The sequence below is a fragment of the Henriciella marina DSM 19595 genome (assembly GCF_000376805.1).
Taxonomy (GTDB): Bacteria; Pseudomonadota; Alphaproteobacteria; order Caulobacterales; family Hyphomonadaceae; genus Henriciella; species Henriciella marina.
Map to the genome: position 1 here is coordinate 417,791 of NZ_AQXT01000002.1, position 17,181 is coordinate 434,971.

Genomic DNA, 17,181 nt, shown 5'->3' on the forward strand with positions numbered 1-17,181 from the left:
GTTCACATTGGACCTCTCAGAGCGCATGTTGGTGCCAGAAAATGAGGCCGCTCGTCTTCGGGTGGCCTCTAAAATTTCCAAAGGGAGCCGCATCGATCATGAGCCAGGACGTGTCCAATCATCCCGTGCCAGAGGCCTTTGCCAAGCAGGCCAATCTGACGCCCGAGAAATATGCCGAAATGTACAAGGCGTCCATCGAGGACCCGGAAGGCTTCTGGGCCGAGCATGGCAAGCGCATCGAATGGATGAAGCCGTTCACTCAGGTGAAAGACGTCTCCTGGGACAAGGATGACCTTCATGTCCGCTGGTTCGCCGATGGCACACTGAACGTCACCGAAAGCTGCCTTGATCGCCAGCTTGAAACGCGCGGCGACAAGCCGGCCATCATCTGGGAAGGCGATGAGCCCGATGACAGCCATACGCTGACCTATCGCCAGCTTTACCATGCGGTCTGCCGCTTCTCGAATGTGCTCAAGGAAATGGGCGTCAAAAAGGGTAACCGCGTTACGCTTTACATGCCGATGATACCGGAAGCGGCCATGGCGATGCTCGCCTGCGCGCGGATCGGGGCGGTCCACTCCGTCGTTTTCGGCGGCTTTTCGCCGGAGGCGCTGGCGGGCCGCATCGTCGATTGCGAATCGGAGTTTGTGATTACCGCCGATGAGGGCGTGCGCGGGGGCCGTAAGGTCCCGCTCAAGGAAAACACCGACCGGGCCTGCGACCTCGCCAAGGGCATGGTCAAGAAGGTCCTGGTCGTTGAGCGCACGGGCGTTGGCGTCGAGATGAAGGACGGCCGGGACGTCTGGCTGCATGAGGTCGGCGCCGAGGTAGACGACACCTGCGCGCCAGAGCCGATGAATGCCGAGGATCCGCTTTTCATCCTCTATACGTCAGGCTCAACCGGCAAGCCGAAGGGCGTTCTTCATACGTGCGGCGGATATCTCGTCTGGGCGTCGATGACGCATGAATATGTGTTTGACCTCAAGGAAGACGACGTCTTCTGGTGCTCGGCCGATGTCGGCTGGGTCACGGGCCACACCTATATCGTCTACGGACCGCTCGCGAACGGGGCGACGTCGGTGATGTTTGAAGGCGTGCCGACCTATCCGTCGCCCTCGCGCTTCTGGGAAGCCTGCGACAAGCATGGGGTGACAATCTTCTACACGGCGCCGACAGCAATTCGTGCCCTCATGCGCGAAGGCGATGGTCCGGTGAAGGCGACGGACCGGTCATCGCTGCGCCTGCTGGGGACGGTTGGTGAGCCAATCAATCCAGAGGCCTGGGAATGGTATTTCCGTACCGTAGGCGAAAGCCGTTGCCCGATTGTTGATACATGGTGGCAGACAGAAACGGGCGGCACGATGATCGTCCCGCTTCCAGGCACCACAGAGATGAAACCGGGCGCAGGCTCGCACCCGTTCTTCGGCGTGGTGCCGAAGCTCGTTGATGCAGAAGGCGAAGTGCTGGAAGGAGCGACGCAGGGCAATCTCATCATCACGGGCAGCTGGCCAGGCCAGATGCGGACCGTCTACGGTGATCATGAGCGGTTCGTCGACACGTATTTCTCGGCCTATCCGGGCAACTATTTTACGGGCGATGGCTGCCGGCGCGACGAGGACGGCTTCTACTGGATTACCGGCCGCGTAGATGACGTCATCAACGTTTCGGGGCACCGTATGGGCACCGCCGAGGTGGAAAGCGCGCTTGTGTCCCATGATGCAGTTGCAGAGGCCGCGGTCGTTGGCTATCCGCACGATATCAAGGGGCAGGGCATCTATGCCTATGTCACCACCGTTCAGGGTGTTGAGCCAAGCGATGAGCTCAAAGACCTTCTCCAGAAACATGTTCGATCAGAAATCGGCCCAATTGCCTGCCCTGATCTCATCCAGTTTGCACCAGGCTTGCCGAAGACACGGTCGGGCAAGATCATGCGGCGGATCTTGAGAAAAATAGCCGAGGATAGTTACGACAGTCTGGGCGATACCTCGACGCTGGCAGAGCCCGAAGTGGTCGATGAGCTGATTTATGGGCGCCAGAACAAAGCCTAGGCGAAAGGTCAGCCCAAAACAAGAAAAGGCGCGGCTCTCCAATGAACCGCGCCTTTTAATTTCATAGGATCAACCTGCCAGGCAGGCGGCATTCAGGTCTCCAGCGACCTAGCGAATCATCGCGATGGACGCGGTCACTGAAGGTGCCGTTTCCTTCTGCGCCTGCTTGTCTGCAGGTTCAGCGGCCAGTCCAAGCCAGCCGATCAGAACAGCGACGAAAAAATTACGAATTGCGATCAGGAGCGCGATCATCTTTTTCCCCTACCACTACAAAGCCAAATAATACCGATTTTCGGCAAAGTTGGCAACCGCAGCGGGCACGATTAGCAGCCTGCGCGCGCTTAACCAGCGGCTAAGGTGTGCGGCTGCATAGTCGATGTCTCATAGTCTGGAAACTGGATGACCTCCCATGGCTGATAAATTGATCGATATTGATCACCTCATGTCCATGACAGGCGGTGATGCCGATCTTGCCGATGAGGTCATCGGCATCTTTCAGCAGCAGGCGCAGATCTGGTCGCGTCTGCTTGATGCGCGCGCCGACCCCAGCCAGTGGGCAGACGCCGCCCACACCCTCAAGGGCGCGGCGCTTAGCATAGGCGCATCCGATCTTGCTGAGAGCTGCCAGAAGGCTGAGCGGGCAGGGCGCACCGATCCACCCGGCCCGGCAGGTGCGGCACTTCTTCTAAATGAGGTGAAGGATCAACTCGCCCGCGCGCTGGACGCGTGCAGCCAGGTGTCTCACGCCTTGTCACGTCCCGGTTTAAGGGCATCAAACGCTTCGAATTCATAGGCGATGCAACGGTCGATCAGCGTTCGCCAGACCGGTTCTGCGATAGCGCGCGACAGGCCTTGAATATCGGCTTCGGCCAGCACCTTCGTCACGACATCTTCAATCCGGTCGCGGTCATGGACGATGCTGCGGGAGCCTTTGATACGGGCAGCTGCATTCATGAATGACTGGCGCTCCTGCAGGAGGCCGACAAGGATGCGGTCGAGCCGGTCGATCTCATAGCGCACGTCAGCCATTGTTTCGGCGGTCTCGGCCGTGTGGCGGCGCTCGTCGCTGCGGGAGGTCTCGGTCATCTGTCCATCTATCCGGTTAGTCTCGACGCGGGGTTAGACGCAGGTCTGATCAGGATCAAGCGGCCGGGCGCAGGCCCGGCACGCTGATCGTTGGAGGGAGGGGGCAGTTGCCTCTTAGCGCTCAATCATCATTGGGCCACGGGCCTGGATCGGCGCATCCTGCATCATGCTGCCTTGCTCGATGAGCATCTGGATGCGTTCGTCGTCCAGAATCTGCGAAAGACGTGCCAGGGCCTGCAGGTCGCCGGCAGACGCTTCACTCATCGGGCCGAATCCCGGAATGCCGCCCTGCGGGGCCGGATAGAATTTGAGGCGCGTTTCGGTGTCCGCCTCGATGCCTGCAAGTTCACGAGCCTTTGCAACCGCATCGATCAGGCCGCCAATCTCATCGACGAGACCGATTTCAAGCGCATCTGCGCCCGACCAGACGCGGCCTCGTGCGATGTCATCAACGTCTGACACGCTCATGCCACGGCCTTCAGCGACAAGGCCGATGAAGCGGTCATATCCACGCTCCAGCCAGGCCGTCAGCATGCCGCGCTGCTCATCGGTGAAGCCGTCCAGGGTCGAGAGGGCGCCCGCAAATGGGCCCCCAACAGAAACGGTTTCGGCGTTGACGCCGATCTGGCGGAGGCCTTCGGCCAGAGCGAGCTTGCCGCCAAAGATGCCAATCGAGCCAGTAATGGTCGAGCGGTTGGCCATGATCCAGTCAGCGCCGGTCGAGACATAATACCCGCCCGATGCAGCAACCGAGCCCATCGACACGATGACCGGCTTCTCGGTTTCGCGCTGAATGGTCTCGATTGCGTTCCAGATCTGGTCGGACGCCGTCGGTGAGCCGCCAGGACTCTCGACACGGAAGACAATCGCGGAGACGTCGTCATCGCGGCCTGCGTCAAGGATGGCGCGAGCAACCATGTCCGACGCGAAGGCAGAGCCTGCATTGAGGAGGTCGCCAGAAGGGCCGCCGGTTACGATGGGGCCTTCGCCGCCGACCACAGCGATCATCTTGGCATCGAGCGGAGCGCCTTCAGGTTTGTAGTTCAGGATCTCCAGGAATGCCGCGTTCTCGCCGGCGCGTTCACGGGCTGCCTCAAATGCGTCCTCGGGCCAGCCAAGCTGGTCTGCGATACCTGCCTCGATCATGCGTTCGGGGCTGAGCGGTCCGGAAGACAGCGCGTCCCGCACCGCAGCGACGTCCAGATCGCGGTCATCGGCGATATCCTGAAGCGATGTCGTCCAAAGCGAATCGGCAAGCGCTGTCATGGCTTCGCGGTGCGGCTCCGTGTAGCCGGTCTGCTTGTAGACGTTCGGGGCGTTCTTGTACTCGTAAAACTGCTCGATCTCGGCGGTCACGTTCAGCCGGTCGAGCAGATCCTTGAAGAAAAGTGTTTCAAAGACGATGCCGCCTGGAAGGTAGTCACCGCCTGGCTGGATCCAGATTTCGTCAGCGGCCGCAACGGCGCGCAGTGCCGACGGACCACCTGCATAGGTGCCCTGGGAAGAGACGATTACAAACTTCCCGGCCTCCTGCAGGCGAAGAATCGCGTTGCGCAGTTCCTCGGCGCGTGACGATCCAACGGAATATTCGCTGGCGCGGACCAGGACGCCCTTGATTCTTTCATCGGTGCGGGCTGCGTCGAGACGCGTCAGGACATCAATGAAGCCCTTCTGTCCAAAAATCGCGGCAAGGCCCTGCGTGGCAGGCTGGTCTGCAATCTCGTCTCTCAAGTCGAGTGTGAGGACAATATTGTCGGAGCTGGCACCCTCATCCTGGAAAGAGGCCAGTTTCGAATTGACGAACCCGCCAATCACCGCCGACGCGATGAAGAAAAGGAGGACCGCGCCAAGGATGGTTCCAATGATGGCGCCGCCAAAGGCCGTCAGAAAAGTCTTCACGTGCTATGTCTCCAAGCCTGCATTTATCGGATAACGATATGGTGCCTGCCAAAAACAAAGTAAAGGGCGGATGTGTGAACACAAATTCTCGCTCGATTGCGGTGCAAGAGCATGATTGGTCGGAATAGGAGGATTCGAACCTCCGACCCCCGCCTCCCGAAGACGGTGCTCTACCAGGCTGAGCTATATTCCGAATTCCGAACTTGAGCGCGCGCCTATATCTCAGGCAAAAATGACGATCAAGTATGCCTGCTTGCCAGTGCTGATATGGGGCGTACTGTCATTGTCTGAAGAGGGGAGTTGCAACGCCGGGGCGTATTGAGTATGTCCCAGCCTTCGCCAGCAGTTGGGGTATCGCCAAGTGGTAAGGCATCGGTTTTTGGTATCGACATTCCCAGGTTCGAATCCTGGTACCCCAGCCACTTTTTCCTGCTGATTTCAAAAAGAATTTATGCGCCTGCCGGCCTCGTCCAAGTGATGGGGCCTCACGCGCGCGTGCGCATCGTAATGCACTTGGAGCGCGCATTGCGCGGGTCGGACCTACTGCGATACGGGATTGTGCTTGCGATTTGATCCACTTAGCGTTTTAACGACCGTTAAGACCATTGATCCGGTTCAAACCTGTTGCTAGCGTCTGGCGCAACGACATTTTGTTGCCGATAGCTAGTGACGGTTCAGGTCGATACCAGAAGAGTGCGACAAAGCACTCCACAACTTTGGGATGGTGCAGGAGGTTTTCAGACTTCCGCCTCCAAACTTCGGGCGTGTGTGTGTCCGGTCAGAGAATAGAGTAGCGGCCCACCGATTCAGGGGGTGCTGGCCGTTTCACAGTTTCAACGTGCAGCATTCTTCTGCACGACCATTCGGAGAGTGAGAGGCAAACCTCATGAAAGTAGTAGTGACACCGGCGCGGGGTGTTATCGCGGCGGCTCTTATCGCCGGACTGGCCCTGCCAGTCGTGGCGCAAAGCCAGCTGCGTCAGGCGCTGGAAACCGGCGAACAGGCCACCCGCAGAGCCGAACAGGTTCAAGAGCAGATCAACCAGCTGGACGACCAGCGTTCCGATCTGGTCAGCGAATTCCGGACGCTTCTCCAACGCACGCAAGCTGCGCAGCTCTATGCTCGCCAGCAGGAAAAAGTGGTCGAGAGCCAGACGCGCGAACTTGAGTCGCTCCAGGAGCAGCTTGGTCGCGTTGACGAGATCACGGCGCAAACCACGCCAATGCTTCTCGACATGATCGGCGATCTTGAGGCTTTCGTTCAGGCTGACCTTCCGTTCCGGACCGAAGATCGCATGGAGCGTATCGCCAGCCTCCGGACCGCGATGGAAAACGCCCAGGTGCCGATCGTCGAGCAATACCGTCTGATCATCGAGGCTTATAAGGCCGAGATGGAATACGGTCGCACTGTCGATACGTGGCCTGAAGAGATCGAGATCGACGGCTCGACAGTTCGTGTGGACATGTTCCTCTATGGCCGCGTGGCCCTGGTCTACATGTCCCCGGATCGCCGTTACGCCGCGCGCTGGGATCGTAATGAACAACAATGGGTTCCTGTCGAAAACCGCTTCAAAGAAGACATCGCCACAGCGATCAAGGTCGCCAAGGGCACAACGACGCCGAGCGTTCTCTACGCCCCGGCCTCGAAGCTTGATGTCGAGATTTAAGCGCCAGAGATCCAGAGGAATTTGATATGAAGAACTTCAACAAAACTCTGCAGACCCTTGGCGCGGCAGCGCTTATTGCGGGTTCTGCATTCACCTTCGCCGCGCCTGCGGTCGCTCAGGACGTGTCGCTCAGCGATATTCTCCGCCGCGTCCAGCAGGACTCCCAGCAGATGTCTGCCGAAGACCAGCGCCGCCTGCAGGAGTTCCGTTCGGAAACGGCAGAACAGCAGTCGCGCATGTCGCAAGCCCGGTCTGAGCTTCAGGCCGCAGAGGCCCGCGGTGCACAGCTTTCGGCTCGGTTCGACGAAAATGAGCGTCAGCTTTCCGAGCTGTCCGCTGAGCTTGAAACCCAGGCTGGCGACTTCGGTGAGCTGCTCGGTCAGTTCCGCACAGCAGCTGGCGAAACCATGCCGATCATTCGTGAGTCGCTTGCGAACTTCGAGTATAGCGGCCGTGCCGAACAACTCGCCGAAGTGGCCGAAGCCCGTTCGCTTCCGACCCGCGAAGACCTCGACCGGCTTCCGAACGCCATGCTTCAGGAAATGATTGCCCAGTCTGAAGTGAAAACCTTCACGGCACCTGTTGCCGGTGCTGGCCCGGAAGGCGAAGTCGTCGAGACCGAGCTTATGCGTGTCGGTATCTTCACCGCAGCAACGACCAATGGCGCCGACTTTGTCGAAGTCATCACCGATGACGTCGATGAGCCTTATCTTCGCGTCCTCAAGGCACAGCCAAGCGGCAGCTTCGCTTCCGCCATGCGCAGCCTGATCAACTCCGAGCCAGGTGAAACCGTCATTACGCCGATCGACCCGTCCAAGGGTGACCTGTTCGCAGTTGCCGGCGAAATGCCGAACCTGCAGCAGCGTATCGAGCAAGGTGGCCCGGTTGGCGCCGTGATCCTCGTTCTGCTGGCAATCGGTGCAGCTTTCGCAATCTTCAAGATTGTGACCCTGTTCCTGATGGGCAGCGCCATGCGTCGCACGGCCAAGACCCGCAAGGCAGGAACCGGCAACCCGCTGGCCCGCGTCTTCGAAGCGTATGAGCAGAACAAGCATCAGGATCTGGAATCACTGGAGCTCAAGCTCGACGAGCAAATCCTCCGCGAATCGCCGAAGATCGAACGCTTCAACGATGTTGTTAAGGTTCTTGCCGCCGTTGCACCGCTTCTGGGTCTTCTCGGTACGGTTATCGGTATGATCATCACCTTCACCGCCATCACCAACTTTGGTGCAGGCGATCCGAAGCTGATGGCTGGCGGTATTTCGGTCGCGCTCATGACCACGGTTCTTGGTCTCGTCGCAGCTATTCCGCTGCTTCTGCTTCACGCCATTGCGTCCTCCATGGCGCGCGGCAACCAGCAGATTCTTGATGAGCAAGCAGCCGGCCTCGTCGCTGAGCGTGCAGAGTCCAACACGGGAGTGGCGTAACGCCACTCCCTCCTTCGGGAGGTGTCCTTATGGGACTAGGACTTAATGAGCTTGAGGATTTCCTGGCACGTGGTGGGCCCGTCCTGCTCGTGATCATGGTCGCGACCTTCATCATGTGGGCGCTAATTCTTGAACGGCTCTTTTATTTCCGCTTTGCCCACAAGACGGTCGCACGTGAAGCGGTCGACGAGTGGAATGCACGGTCGGATCGCAAGTCGGTGCTTGCCCACTGGGTTCGCGACAAGCTGATTTCGGAAGTCCGGATGAAAGCTGAAACGAACGTCCAGATGACAAAGGCCATGGTGGCGCTCGCGCCTCTGCTCGGCCTTCTGGGTACGGTGACCGGCATGGTCGCGGTCTTCGACGTCATGGCCATCACTGATGGTGCTGATGCCCGCTCCATGTCGGGGGGTGTGTCTCAGGCCACCATCCCGACCATGGCAGGCATGGTGGCGTCGATTTCGGGGATCCTCTTCACCTCCGGTATGGACCGCAAGGTCAGCCGTCTGGTGCAGGGTGTCGAAGATGAAATGGAGATTGTCTAATGCGTGGCAGACAGACGAAACAGGCCGATGAGGCCAGTGTCGACCTGACGCCGATGCTGGATGTGGTCTTCATCCTTCTCATCTTCTTTATCGTGACCTCGACCTTCATCCAGGAAGAAGCACTTGGCCTTGAGCCGCCACCGCCGCCGTCACAGGAACAGTCAAATCCCGAGAATTCGGCGATCCTGATCTATGTCGGCGAAGATAATCTGATCACGGTCAATGGCCGTCTGACGGATATCACCGGTGTTCGTGCGAACATGGAGCGTCTTCGGGCCGAAAATCCCGAAAGCTCCCTGATCATCCAGGCGCATCCGCAGGCGCGCACCGGCACGATCGTCAAGATCCGTGACGAGGCGTACAATGCGCAGATGAACCGGGTGAACATTGTTCAGAGTGAAGAAGAGTAGGAGACCAGCATATGGCACGTAGAAAACGTATATTGGCGTCCGACTCTTCAGGTGACGATGATGTCAACCTCACCCCGATGCTTGACGTCGTCTTCATCCTGCTCATCTTCTTTATTGTGACAGCGCAGTTCATCAAGGAGCCGGGTGTCGATATCAACCGGACCGAGGTGGACAATCTCGAGCGGCAAAACCCGCTCGGTATCCTGATCGCGATCAATGACGAGAGCGAGATCTACATCGACAAGGATCAGGTGTCGCTTCAGGAAGTGGGTTTCCGGATCCGGGAACTGCGCGAAGACAATCCAAAGGGCCGCCTGGTCGTCCAGGCAGACCGGGATTCTGATGCAGGCACGCTGATCTCTTTGATGGAGATCATCAACAATGAGGATGGCCTCACGGCCATTCCGGTCTCGGTCGAGCAGGAATAGGAGAAACGCTATGTTTTCGAATCCAATCATCCGTCTGGTGATAGGTATTCCGCTCGCGGCGATCGTCGTGTTGGCGCTTTTCACCTTCATGTACAAGATGATCAATCAGGACTACGAACAGCCTGAGGATGTCGCGCAACGTACACTGGAGCGGATCACGCCGGCTGACGAAAATCAGGAAGTCCGGACCCGGCAGCGTAACAAGCCGCAACGGATGAACTCCGCCGACAAGCCGCCGCCACCGCCGAAAATGTCGGCCTCGCGTTCGGACATCGATCTGCCAACCCCCAACATCCAGGGTGCGGCGCCGACCGAGCTGAATGTTGATCGGCTGGACTCTCTGGCCATCGATCCTGTTGCGATTTCTGATCGTGACGCGCAGCCGATCCGTCCGCCAGTGCCAACCTATCCAACGCGGGCTGCTGAGCGGGGGACTGAAGGCACGTGCGATGTCCGGTTCGACGTCGACACGCGCGGTCGTCCTTACAACGTTCAGGCCAACTGCAGCGACAGCATTTTCAAACGTGAAGCTGAGCGTGCTGTGAGCCGTGTGGAGTTTGCGCCCAAGATCGTTCGCGGTCAGCCGGCCGAGCGCCGCAATGTGGTCTACCCGCTTGAGTTCCGTCTCGACGGTTGATTCGGGGCCACACTGAAATCATGGGAAAGCCCGGCTCCGATGAGCCGGGCTTTTTTGTGGTTGGGCCCGATCCATTAAAGCCCCCAAAGCCACGTTTCTCCCCAGGAAAATCGTCCTGCCGCACAGAGACAGGCGGTCTAAAAAGGCATGCCTTGACTTTACGTCAGAAGCGTAACAGTATAACATAATAATAACTCAGGGAGTGCGCCATGTTAGAGAACTCAGTCCTACGCCCGCTTATTGGGCTCCCGCTTGCCGGTTTGATCGTATTCGGCCTTTTCTCGGGCATGAAATCCATGATCAGCAGCGATTTCGAACCACCTAAAGAGGTCAAGCAGCGCGATATCGTTGTCCTGACGCCGTCTTCAGATGCTGATGATGTGGTGACTATCCGGCCGCCATTAAAACCACTCGATCCAGCCGTCGCGCCACCGCCGCCCCCAAAGCTATCGGTTCGCTTTTCGGAGGTGACGGTGGACAAAGCGGTGTTCGAGCCGGTGAAGCCGTCACTCGGTACAGTAGATCCGCTGCAGACCCTGGTTATGACGCCCGTCGCAATTGACGAAAGAGACGCTCGCCCGATCCAGGCACCAAGTATCGTTTATCCGGACACGATGCGCTCGCGCGGCGTAGAAGGGGCGTGCGAAGTACATCTGAATGTTGATCCGCAGGGACGGCCCTTCGACGTCGAGGCGATCTGCTCAAATGCCGGATTTCGCCGCGAGGCAGAACGCGCGATCAGGCAGGTTCGCTTCGTGCCGAAAATCGAACGCGGCACACCTGTTACGCGAACAGGCGTGGTCTATCCGGTCGAATTCAGGTTTGATGGTTGATCGATGCGCTTACCCGTCCCTGAAGCGTTGACGTGGCGGGCCTGAACGATCATATCTTAACAAAGCAAAGCGACGCAGACTGCCGATAAAAAGATATATCGACGGCGGACCATTTTCAGACAGTGACACGTTATGGTTTAAGGTAACGTGCGAAGAGTTTCCGCCGCAGTCGGCGAAAAGGAGTGAGACACCATGGGATTAAAGACAGTTCTTAGAAGTGCAGTCATTGCAGGCGCTGTGTCCGTTATGGGTGCTGGCGCGGCCATGGCCCAGGCCGCCAATTGCGAAGCCAACGAGTTTAGCTCCACAACGGGTGAGCTTTACCTGAAAGCCGAGACAGAGCTGCTTCAGAACAAGAACGCGCAGGCCGCCCTCAACGCGCTTAGCCAGCTTCGGAATCAGGAGCTTAACTGCTATGAGCAGGGCGCCGTGCTGAAGCTCGGTGCAGCCATCAAGATCGAGGCAGGCGACTATAATGGCGCCGTTCGCGACCTCGAATCAGCGCTGAATCAGGGCTACATCCCCGCGAGCGAAGCCACGACGACCTATTACAACATCTTCCAGATCTATCTCAGCCAGAACAATCTGGAAAAGGCGCTGGAATACTCCCAGAAGTGGACGCAGGCTGGCGGCACACCGGACCGCGATGGCAAATGGCAGCTTGCTGTCGTCAACCAGAAGCTTGGCCGCAATCAGGACGCGCTTCGTTGGGCAGAGCAGGTTTTCCGCGCAGATGGCCCGGGTGCAGAACGTCAGGTCTATGATTTCCTGATCTACCTTTATGATGAAACGGGTCAGCGGGCTAAAAAGGCCGAACTGCTTGAAACGCTGCTCGCCCGTAACCCCAATGAGCGCCGTCTCTGGGACGCGATCTCAGGCGACTATTTCGCCGCGGATCAGGACCGCAAGGCGTTCGAAGTCCAGAAAGCCATGTATCTCGGTGGTATCCTCCAAAAGGAAGAGGAAATCATGCGGATCGTGAACTTCTACAACCGCTTCAACGCCCCTTATCAGGCCGCGCAGGTTCTCGAGAAAGAGATGAATGCTGGCCGGGTCGCCAAGACCTATGAGCGCATGGAGCTGCTTGCCAACCTCTACCAGGTGGCCCGTGAGTTCGACCGCGCCATTCCGGTCATCGAAGAAGCCGCCCGCATGAACAATAGCGGCGCCATGTATGAGCGTCTCGGCCGCTCGCACGCCGAGCTTCAGAACTGGGAACAGGCCGAAGCCGCGCTCACACGGGCGCTGAATGCCGGCGGCATCGAAAACCGCGACCTCGCCTGGGTTCTGATCGGCCAGTCTCGTTATGAGCGGAACGACCGCTCTGGTGCACGTGAAGCCTTCAACAATGCCAATAGCCGCGCCGGTCGTGGCTGGCTCGACTTCATGCGCGCAGAAGAGCAGACCGAAGTCGCACTGGTCCGGTTTGAGGCCCAAAGCCTCGTTCAGGACACTGAAAACGAGAAGCGTCGCTGTGAGCAACTCGCCGTTCTCGGTGAAGGCAACGCCCCTGAGGCGTGTGCCACCGTTGATGAGCGCCTTGCCGAAGCTCGCGAGGACCTACAGGCTCTGACGAGCAGCTAAAACGCTGTGTCATCCAACAGTTTCAAAGCCCCGGCTCGCCTTCGAGCCGGGGCTTTTTACATTCAGGGACACACGGTGCGGCTTGAACCGGCTGGTTAAATCGTTTCAGTTGCAACCAATCAATGGAAGGACACTGACATGAGCAAGCCCGAGAAATCCTACCGCAAGCGCAAGATTGGCGACCATCAGCTGAAGCCGGAATCGCTGGTCATGGGCTATGGGTTCGATCCGGCCATGTCCGAAAACTCCATCAAGCCGCCCATCTTCATGACATCGACCTTCGCGTTCAAATCTGCGCGCGATGGCGAGGCCCTGTTCCGCCAACTTGCTGGCAAGCGTCTGGACGGGGATCCGGAAGAAGCCGATCTCATCTATACGCGCTTCAACAATCCGAACATGGAAGTGCTCGAAGACCGGCTCACCCTCTATGATGCCGGGGAAATGTCGCTGGTCTTTTCGTCCGGCATGGGCGCCATCACGACCGCGCTTCTGGCCTGTGCAGGTGCAGGCACCACCATCCTCCACTCCAGCCCGCTCTATGGCGGCACCGAGGTCTTCATGCGGACCTTCATGCCCGATTTCGGCGTGACCCCGTTTGAGATGGATGCCTGGGCCACCGAGGACAAGATTCTGGAACGCGCGCGCGAGGCCGCAAAGACCGGCCCGCTGAGCGTCATCTTTACCGAATCGCCGGCCAATCCGACCAATGCGCTCGTCGACATTGCGGCCTGTGCCCGTGTCGCTGATACGATCGAAAAAGAGACCGGCCATCGCCCGGTCATCATGTGCGACAATACGATGATGGGCCCTATCGGGCACCTGCCAATCAAGCATGGCGCGGATATCGCGCTCTATTCGCTGACCAAATATATCGGCGGCCACTCTGACCTTGTGGGCGGTGCAGCCGTTGGCAGTGAGGCGACGATCGCCAAGATTCGCCGCGTGCGCAATTATCTCGGCACCACGCTGGACGCTCATACTTGCTGGCTGCTGACGCGGTCACTGGAAACGGTGCGCATGCGTATGGAGAAAGCCTTCGCCAATGCGCGTATCTGCGCCGAATACCTGCGCGATCACCCAAAGATCGGCAAAGTTATGTATCCGGCCTTCCTCGAAGAGGGCGACCCCCAGCGCAAGGTCTTCGATGAACAGTGCGAAGCGGCCGGCTCGACGTTCTCCTTCGATGTGAAGGGCGGCAAGGAAGCAGCCTTCCGCCTCCTTGATAACCTCCAGCTGGTCAAGCTCGCGGTCAGTCTCGGCGGTACCGAAAGCCTGATGTGTCACCCCGGGTCCACGACGCATTCCGGCGTCGATCAGGAAATCCGGGAACGCATCGGCTTTACCGACGGCCTTGTCCGCTTCTCGGTTGGCGTCGAGGCGCCAGAAGATCTTCTGGTCGACCTCGAACAGGCGCTTGAGAAAGTCTAGCGCGCTGGCTTAACCGCCGAACGAATAGACAATGGATGCCCGCGTGACCGTATCCGTCGCCTCGAAACCAGGCGGCGGGTTCGTGTCATAGCGGACATCGAAGGAAAAGCGGGCCGAGAACGTATCTGTCAGCGCCGCTGTCAGCGCTGTGGAATTGCTGACCTGCGTCGATTCCATCGCGTAGATGACGTCGGTATTGTTGGTCAGCGACACCGCGTCATTGAACTGGTGCGAAAGTTCAGACCGCCCGACGACAGAGAAGGATTGCTCGGTTGAGGCGGGGGTGACGACGGCGACGCCATTGCGCACGGTCGTGGTCTCCTGGACTTCGTCGACCTTGATACCCGGGCCACCCTGGACCGACCAGTTTGTCACCTCATTCTCGATGATCTTGTAGCCAACGCCGCCGCCGACAAAGAGACGCGAATCGAAGCCGGAGAACTCGTCTCTCTCATAGGATGTCCGCACAAAGCCAAACAGCCTGTCGCCAAGCTGGCGGTCGACCTCGCCGGAAAGGAAGACGCGGTTGCGCGTCTCGACCGAGTCCGTTTCGCCATACTCAGCGGCCGCTTCGCCGCTATAGGTCCACACACCGAGTTCGCGGTTCAGCTTGACGCCAAGGCCAAGGTCTGCGGTCTCTGTGTTGCCTGTTGTGTAGCCAGCGCTGAACGAACCTTCGCCCGTCCAGCCATCCTGAGCGGCCGCGGCAGGCACTAGTGACAGCGCAGCGATACCAGCGCATAAATACCGGAACTTCATGCGGTTAACTCCTCAAATCATCCTTTCGCCCCTCCTTGCAAATAGGCCCCAATAAGGGGTTAACCCCGCTGAAACGCCCGCTGTCCCGGCGGCAAAAGCTCAGCCTGCCGGGCTTGCAGTTCTGCCCTTCCCATGAAACCAAGAGACATGACTGATTTAGGTAAAATGACGACCGAAGATGACGCTGTCTGCGAACGCATCGCGGCGGCCGAAGAGACGATGCAGGCCCGGATGCTGGACTGGGCGGCGACCAATACGGGCAGCTGGAACGCCGACGGGCTGAAAGCGCTTGCGCCTAGGCTGGCCGATGCCTTCTCCGCTCTTGAGGCCGATGTGAAGCTCACCCCGTCGCAGCCCTTCGAGAAGGTGAATGAGAAGGGTGAGACGGTCGATTTCGAGACCGGTCCGATCATTCGCGTAAAGTCGCGGCCCGAAGCACCGGTGCAGGTCGTCATGAGCGGCCACTATGACACGGTTTTCCCGGAAGGGACCTTCACTGAGATCAAGGACCTTGGAGACGGACGCAAGAACGGGCCGGGCCTTGCCGACATGAAGGGCGGTCTCTCTGTCATGCTAGGGGCGCTCGAAGCGTTTGAAAGCGGCCCCCTGAAAGACAAGCTCGGCTATCAGATCGTCCTTTCCCCTGATGAGGAAATCGGCAATTTCGCAAGCTCTGGCGCGCTCAAGGAAGCGGCCCAGTCGGGCGCGCTTGTGGGCATGACCTATGAGCCGTGTATGGAAACCGGCGCCATGTCCGGTGGCCGCAAGGGGTCTGCGGTGTTCGATATCGTCCTGCACGGGCGCTCGGCCCATGCCGGCCGGTCCAAGGAAGACGGCCGCAGCGCGCTTGAGGCGGCCGCCCACGCCGTTGTCGACCTGGAGGCGCTCAATGGGCGGCGTCCGGGCGTCTCGTTCAATGTCGGTGCCATCGATGGCGGCGGCGCAGTCAACATCGTGCCTGAGCTTGCCATTGTGCGCTTTGGGGCCCGCGCGCCTGACGCCGATGCGGCCCAGTGGGCCACGTGGGAGGTTGAACGGATATTCCGTGAGGCAACCGCCCGCGATGGCATTACCGGCCACCTGCATGGCGGCTTCTATCGCCCGCCAAAACCGCGCAATGACGCCCAGCAGGCGCTGTTTGATGCGGTGGCCCAGACCGGGTCCGCGCTTGGGCTCGAACTGACATTCGAGGACACAGGCGGAGTTTGCGAAGGCAATAATATCTTCGCGGCTGGCGTCCCCAATGTTGATACGCTCGGCGTGATGGGCGGGCGTATTCACTCCAGCGAGGAATATGTCGTCATGTCCAGCCTGGTCGAGCGGGCGCAGCTTTCTGCACTCCTGCTCAACCGTTTCGCGGACGGCCGTATCGATGCGGCGAAGATCAAGGCGCTGATGGAATGACTGTGCCCTATGTCATGCGGCCGGCACGGCTGGATGATTTCGACGCGCTGATGACGCTGGCAGAGGAATCCGGCCCGGGCTTTACCAGCCTGCCGGTGCATGAAGGCATCATCCGCGAGCGGCTCTCAAAGTCCGAAAAGTCCTTCTCGGGTGACCTCGATCAGCCGCAATACGGCAAGTATCTCATGATGATGGTCAATCATGAGACGGGCGAGGTAGGCGGCTGCAGCGCGGTTAAGGCGGGGACAGGCATTGACCAGCCTTTCTTCAACTACCGGGTCATTACGGTGGCCCAGGCCAGTCAGGCCGCCGACAGGCGCCACGACATGGATGCGTTGATCCTGACCAATGAATTTGTCGGCTTTACCGAGGTTGGCACACTCTTCCTGCGGCCCGCCCATCGCGGCGGCGGGGCAGGGCGGCTGGCGGCCCAGTCGCGCTATCTTTTCATGGCATCCTGCCCGGACCGGTTCGGCGATATGGTGCTGGCGGAATTGCGCGGCGTGGTCGATTCCAGGGGCAATACGCCTTTCTGGGATGCGATCGGCCAGCACTTTTTCCAGATGTCATTTACCGAGGCCGATATCCTCTCTGCCGTCACGGATAATCAGTTCATCTTGGACCTGATGCCGAAATACCCGATCTATGTGGACCTCCTGCCGCCAGAGGCCCGTGAGGTCATCGGACGATGCCATGCAGACGGCGTTGGCGCGCTTAAATTGCTTGAGTGGGAAGGCTTCCGGTTCGAGCGGACGGTTGATATCTTTGACGGCGGCCCGCTTGTCGCCGCGCCCCGCAAACTCATCCGGACGATCCGCGAAAGCCGACTCGTCAAGCTGGTCGAAGGTGAGGCCGACGGTGAAACCGGCCTTGTTTCCAATGATCACTTCAACGATATCCGCGTCAGCCTGATTGACGGCGCAAGCCGCGGCGACGACGAATTTGTAACATCGAAGGCGGTGCTGGACCGCCTGAGGCTGTCATCGGGCAGCACGGCAAGACTTTGGCTGAGGAGCTAGGCGAGCGA

Annotated in this window: 17 protein-coding genes and 2 tRNA genes; 14 read left to right on the plus strand and 5 right to left on the minus strand. The window is 59.1% G+C overall.

The genetic code is table 11. The features are described 5' to 3' along the window. Nucleotides 1–98 precede the first annotated feature (98 nt). Nucleotides 99–2,048, plus strand: a complete 1,950-nt coding sequence (gene acs, locus F550_RS0102085; RefSeq protein WP_026180507.1) for an acetate--CoA ligase — start codon at nt 99–101, stop codon at nt 2,046–2,048. Nucleotides 2,049–2,156: 108 nt separating this feature from the next. Here the strand turns inward: acs and F550_RS19070 are convergent, their stop codons facing one another. Beyond that, complete coding sequence (locus tag F550_RS19070; RefSeq protein ID WP_018146870.1) at nt 2,157–2,300, minus strand: hypothetical protein; 144 nt, start codon at nt 2,298–2,300, stop codon at nt 2,157–2,159. A gap of 157 nt (nt 2,301–2,457) precedes the next feature. On the opposite strand from F550_RS19070, the gene F550_RS0102095 reads away from it, so the two are divergent. Continuing rightward, on the plus strand, nt 2,458–2,841 hold the full coding sequence (locus tag F550_RS0102095; protein WP_026180508.1) for an Hpt domain-containing protein: 384 nt from the start codon (nt 2,458–2,460) through the stop codon (nt 2,839–2,841). Here the strand turns inward: F550_RS0102095 and F550_RS0102100 are convergent. From F550_RS0102100 to F550_RS0102110, 3 genes are all read right to left on the minus strand, one after another. Then, nucleotides 2,790–3,134, minus strand: a complete 345-nt coding sequence (locus tag F550_RS0102100) for a chorismate mutase (protein ID WP_018146872.1) — start codon at nt 3,132–3,134, stop codon at nt 2,790–2,792. The genes F550_RS0102095 and F550_RS0102100 overlap by 52 nt on opposite strands. A 114-nt stretch (nt 3,135–3,248) precedes the next feature. Continuing rightward, nucleotides 3,249–5,033: a signal peptide peptidase SppA gene (gene sppA / locus F550_RS0102105; protein WP_018146873.1), complete on the minus strand. Its 1,785-nt coding sequence runs from the start codon at nt 5,031–5,033 to the stop codon at nt 3,249–3,251. A 116-nt stretch (nt 5,034–5,149) separates the two neighbouring features. Next, a tRNA-Pro gene (locus F550_RS0102110) sits at nt 5,150–5,226 on the minus strand. Between the two features lie 154 nt (nt 5,227–5,380). On the opposite strand from F550_RS0102110, the gene F550_RS0102115 reads away from it, so the two are divergent. From F550_RS0102115 to F550_RS0102160, 10 genes are all read left to right on the plus strand, one after another. Beyond that, nucleotides 5,381–5,455: transfer RNA gene (locus tag F550_RS0102115), tRNA-Gln, on the plus strand. A 464-nt stretch (nt 5,456–5,919) separates the two neighbouring features. Then, nucleotides 5,920–6,699, plus strand: coding sequence for a DUF3450 domain-containing protein (locus tag F550_RS0102120; RefSeq protein WP_026180509.1), 780 nt, complete (start codon nt 5,920–5,922; stop codon nt 6,697–6,699). Between the two features lie 26 nt (nt 6,700–6,725). Continuing rightward, nucleotides 6,726–8,126, plus strand: coding sequence for a MotA/TolQ/ExbB proton channel family protein (locus F550_RS0102125; protein WP_018146875.1), 1,401 nt, complete (start codon nt 6,726–6,728; stop codon nt 8,124–8,126). A 29-nt stretch (nt 8,127–8,155) separates the two neighbouring features. Beyond that, nucleotides 8,156–8,671, plus strand: a complete 516-nt coding sequence (locus F550_RS0102130; RefSeq protein ID WP_018146876.1) for a MotA/TolQ/ExbB proton channel family protein — start codon at nt 8,156–8,158, stop codon at nt 8,669–8,671. After that, on the plus strand, nt 8,671–9,081 hold the full coding sequence (locus F550_RS0102135; RefSeq protein WP_018146877.1) for an ExbD/TolR family protein: 411 nt from the start codon (nt 8,671–8,673) through the stop codon (nt 9,079–9,081). Before F550_RS0102130 ends, F550_RS0102135 begins: the two co-directional genes overlap by 1 nt. A gap of 11 nt (nt 9,082–9,092) precedes the next feature. Beyond that, complete coding sequence (locus F550_RS0102140; protein WP_040500430.1) at nt 9,093–9,509, plus strand: ExbD/TolR family protein; 417 nt, start codon at nt 9,093–9,095, stop codon at nt 9,507–9,509. Nucleotides 9,510–9,519: 10 nt separating this feature from the next. Next, nucleotides 9,520–10,146, plus strand: coding sequence for an energy transducer TonB (locus tag F550_RS0102145; RefSeq protein WP_018146879.1), 627 nt, complete (start codon nt 9,520–9,522; stop codon nt 10,144–10,146). A gap of 209 nt (nt 10,147–10,355) precedes the next feature. Then, nucleotides 10,356–10,979, plus strand: coding sequence for a TonB family protein (locus F550_RS0102150; RefSeq protein WP_018146880.1), 624 nt, complete (start codon nt 10,356–10,358; stop codon nt 10,977–10,979). A 192-nt stretch (nt 10,980–11,171) separates the two neighbouring features. After that, entirely contained in the window at nt 11,172–12,563 is a 1,392-nt protein-coding gene (locus F550_RS16575; protein ID WP_156807792.1) for a tetratricopeptide repeat protein, read from the plus strand. A 138-nt stretch (nt 12,564–12,701) separates the two neighbouring features. After that, the gene (locus F550_RS0102160; RefSeq protein ID WP_018146882.1) at nt 12,702–13,991 is read left to right on the plus strand and encodes a cystathionine gamma-synthase family protein; all 1,290 of its coding nucleotides are present in this window, start codon (nt 12,702–12,704) and stop codon (nt 13,989–13,991) included. Nucleotides 13,992–14,000: 9 nt separating this feature from the next. On the opposite strand, the gene F550_RS0102165 is transcribed toward F550_RS0102160, so the two are convergent. Then, nucleotides 14,001–14,750, minus strand: coding sequence for a DUF481 domain-containing protein (locus F550_RS0102165; protein ID WP_018146883.1), 750 nt, complete (start codon nt 14,748–14,750; stop codon nt 14,001–14,003). A 147-nt stretch (nt 14,751–14,897) separates the two neighbouring features. Here F550_RS0102165 and F550_RS0102170 point away from each other — a divergent pair, with 147 nt between their 5' ends. Both F550_RS0102170 and F550_RS0102175 read left to right on the plus strand, forming a co-directional pair. Beyond that, entirely contained in the window at nt 14,898–16,154 is a 1,257-nt protein-coding gene (locus F550_RS0102170; protein WP_026180510.1) for a hydrolase, read from the plus strand. After that, entirely contained in the window at nt 16,151–17,173 is a 1,023-nt protein-coding gene (locus tag F550_RS0102175) for an arginine N-succinyltransferase (RefSeq protein WP_018146885.1), read from the plus strand. Before F550_RS0102170 ends, F550_RS0102175 begins: the two co-directional genes overlap by 4 nt. Nucleotides 17,174–17,181: the final 8 nt, after the last annotated feature.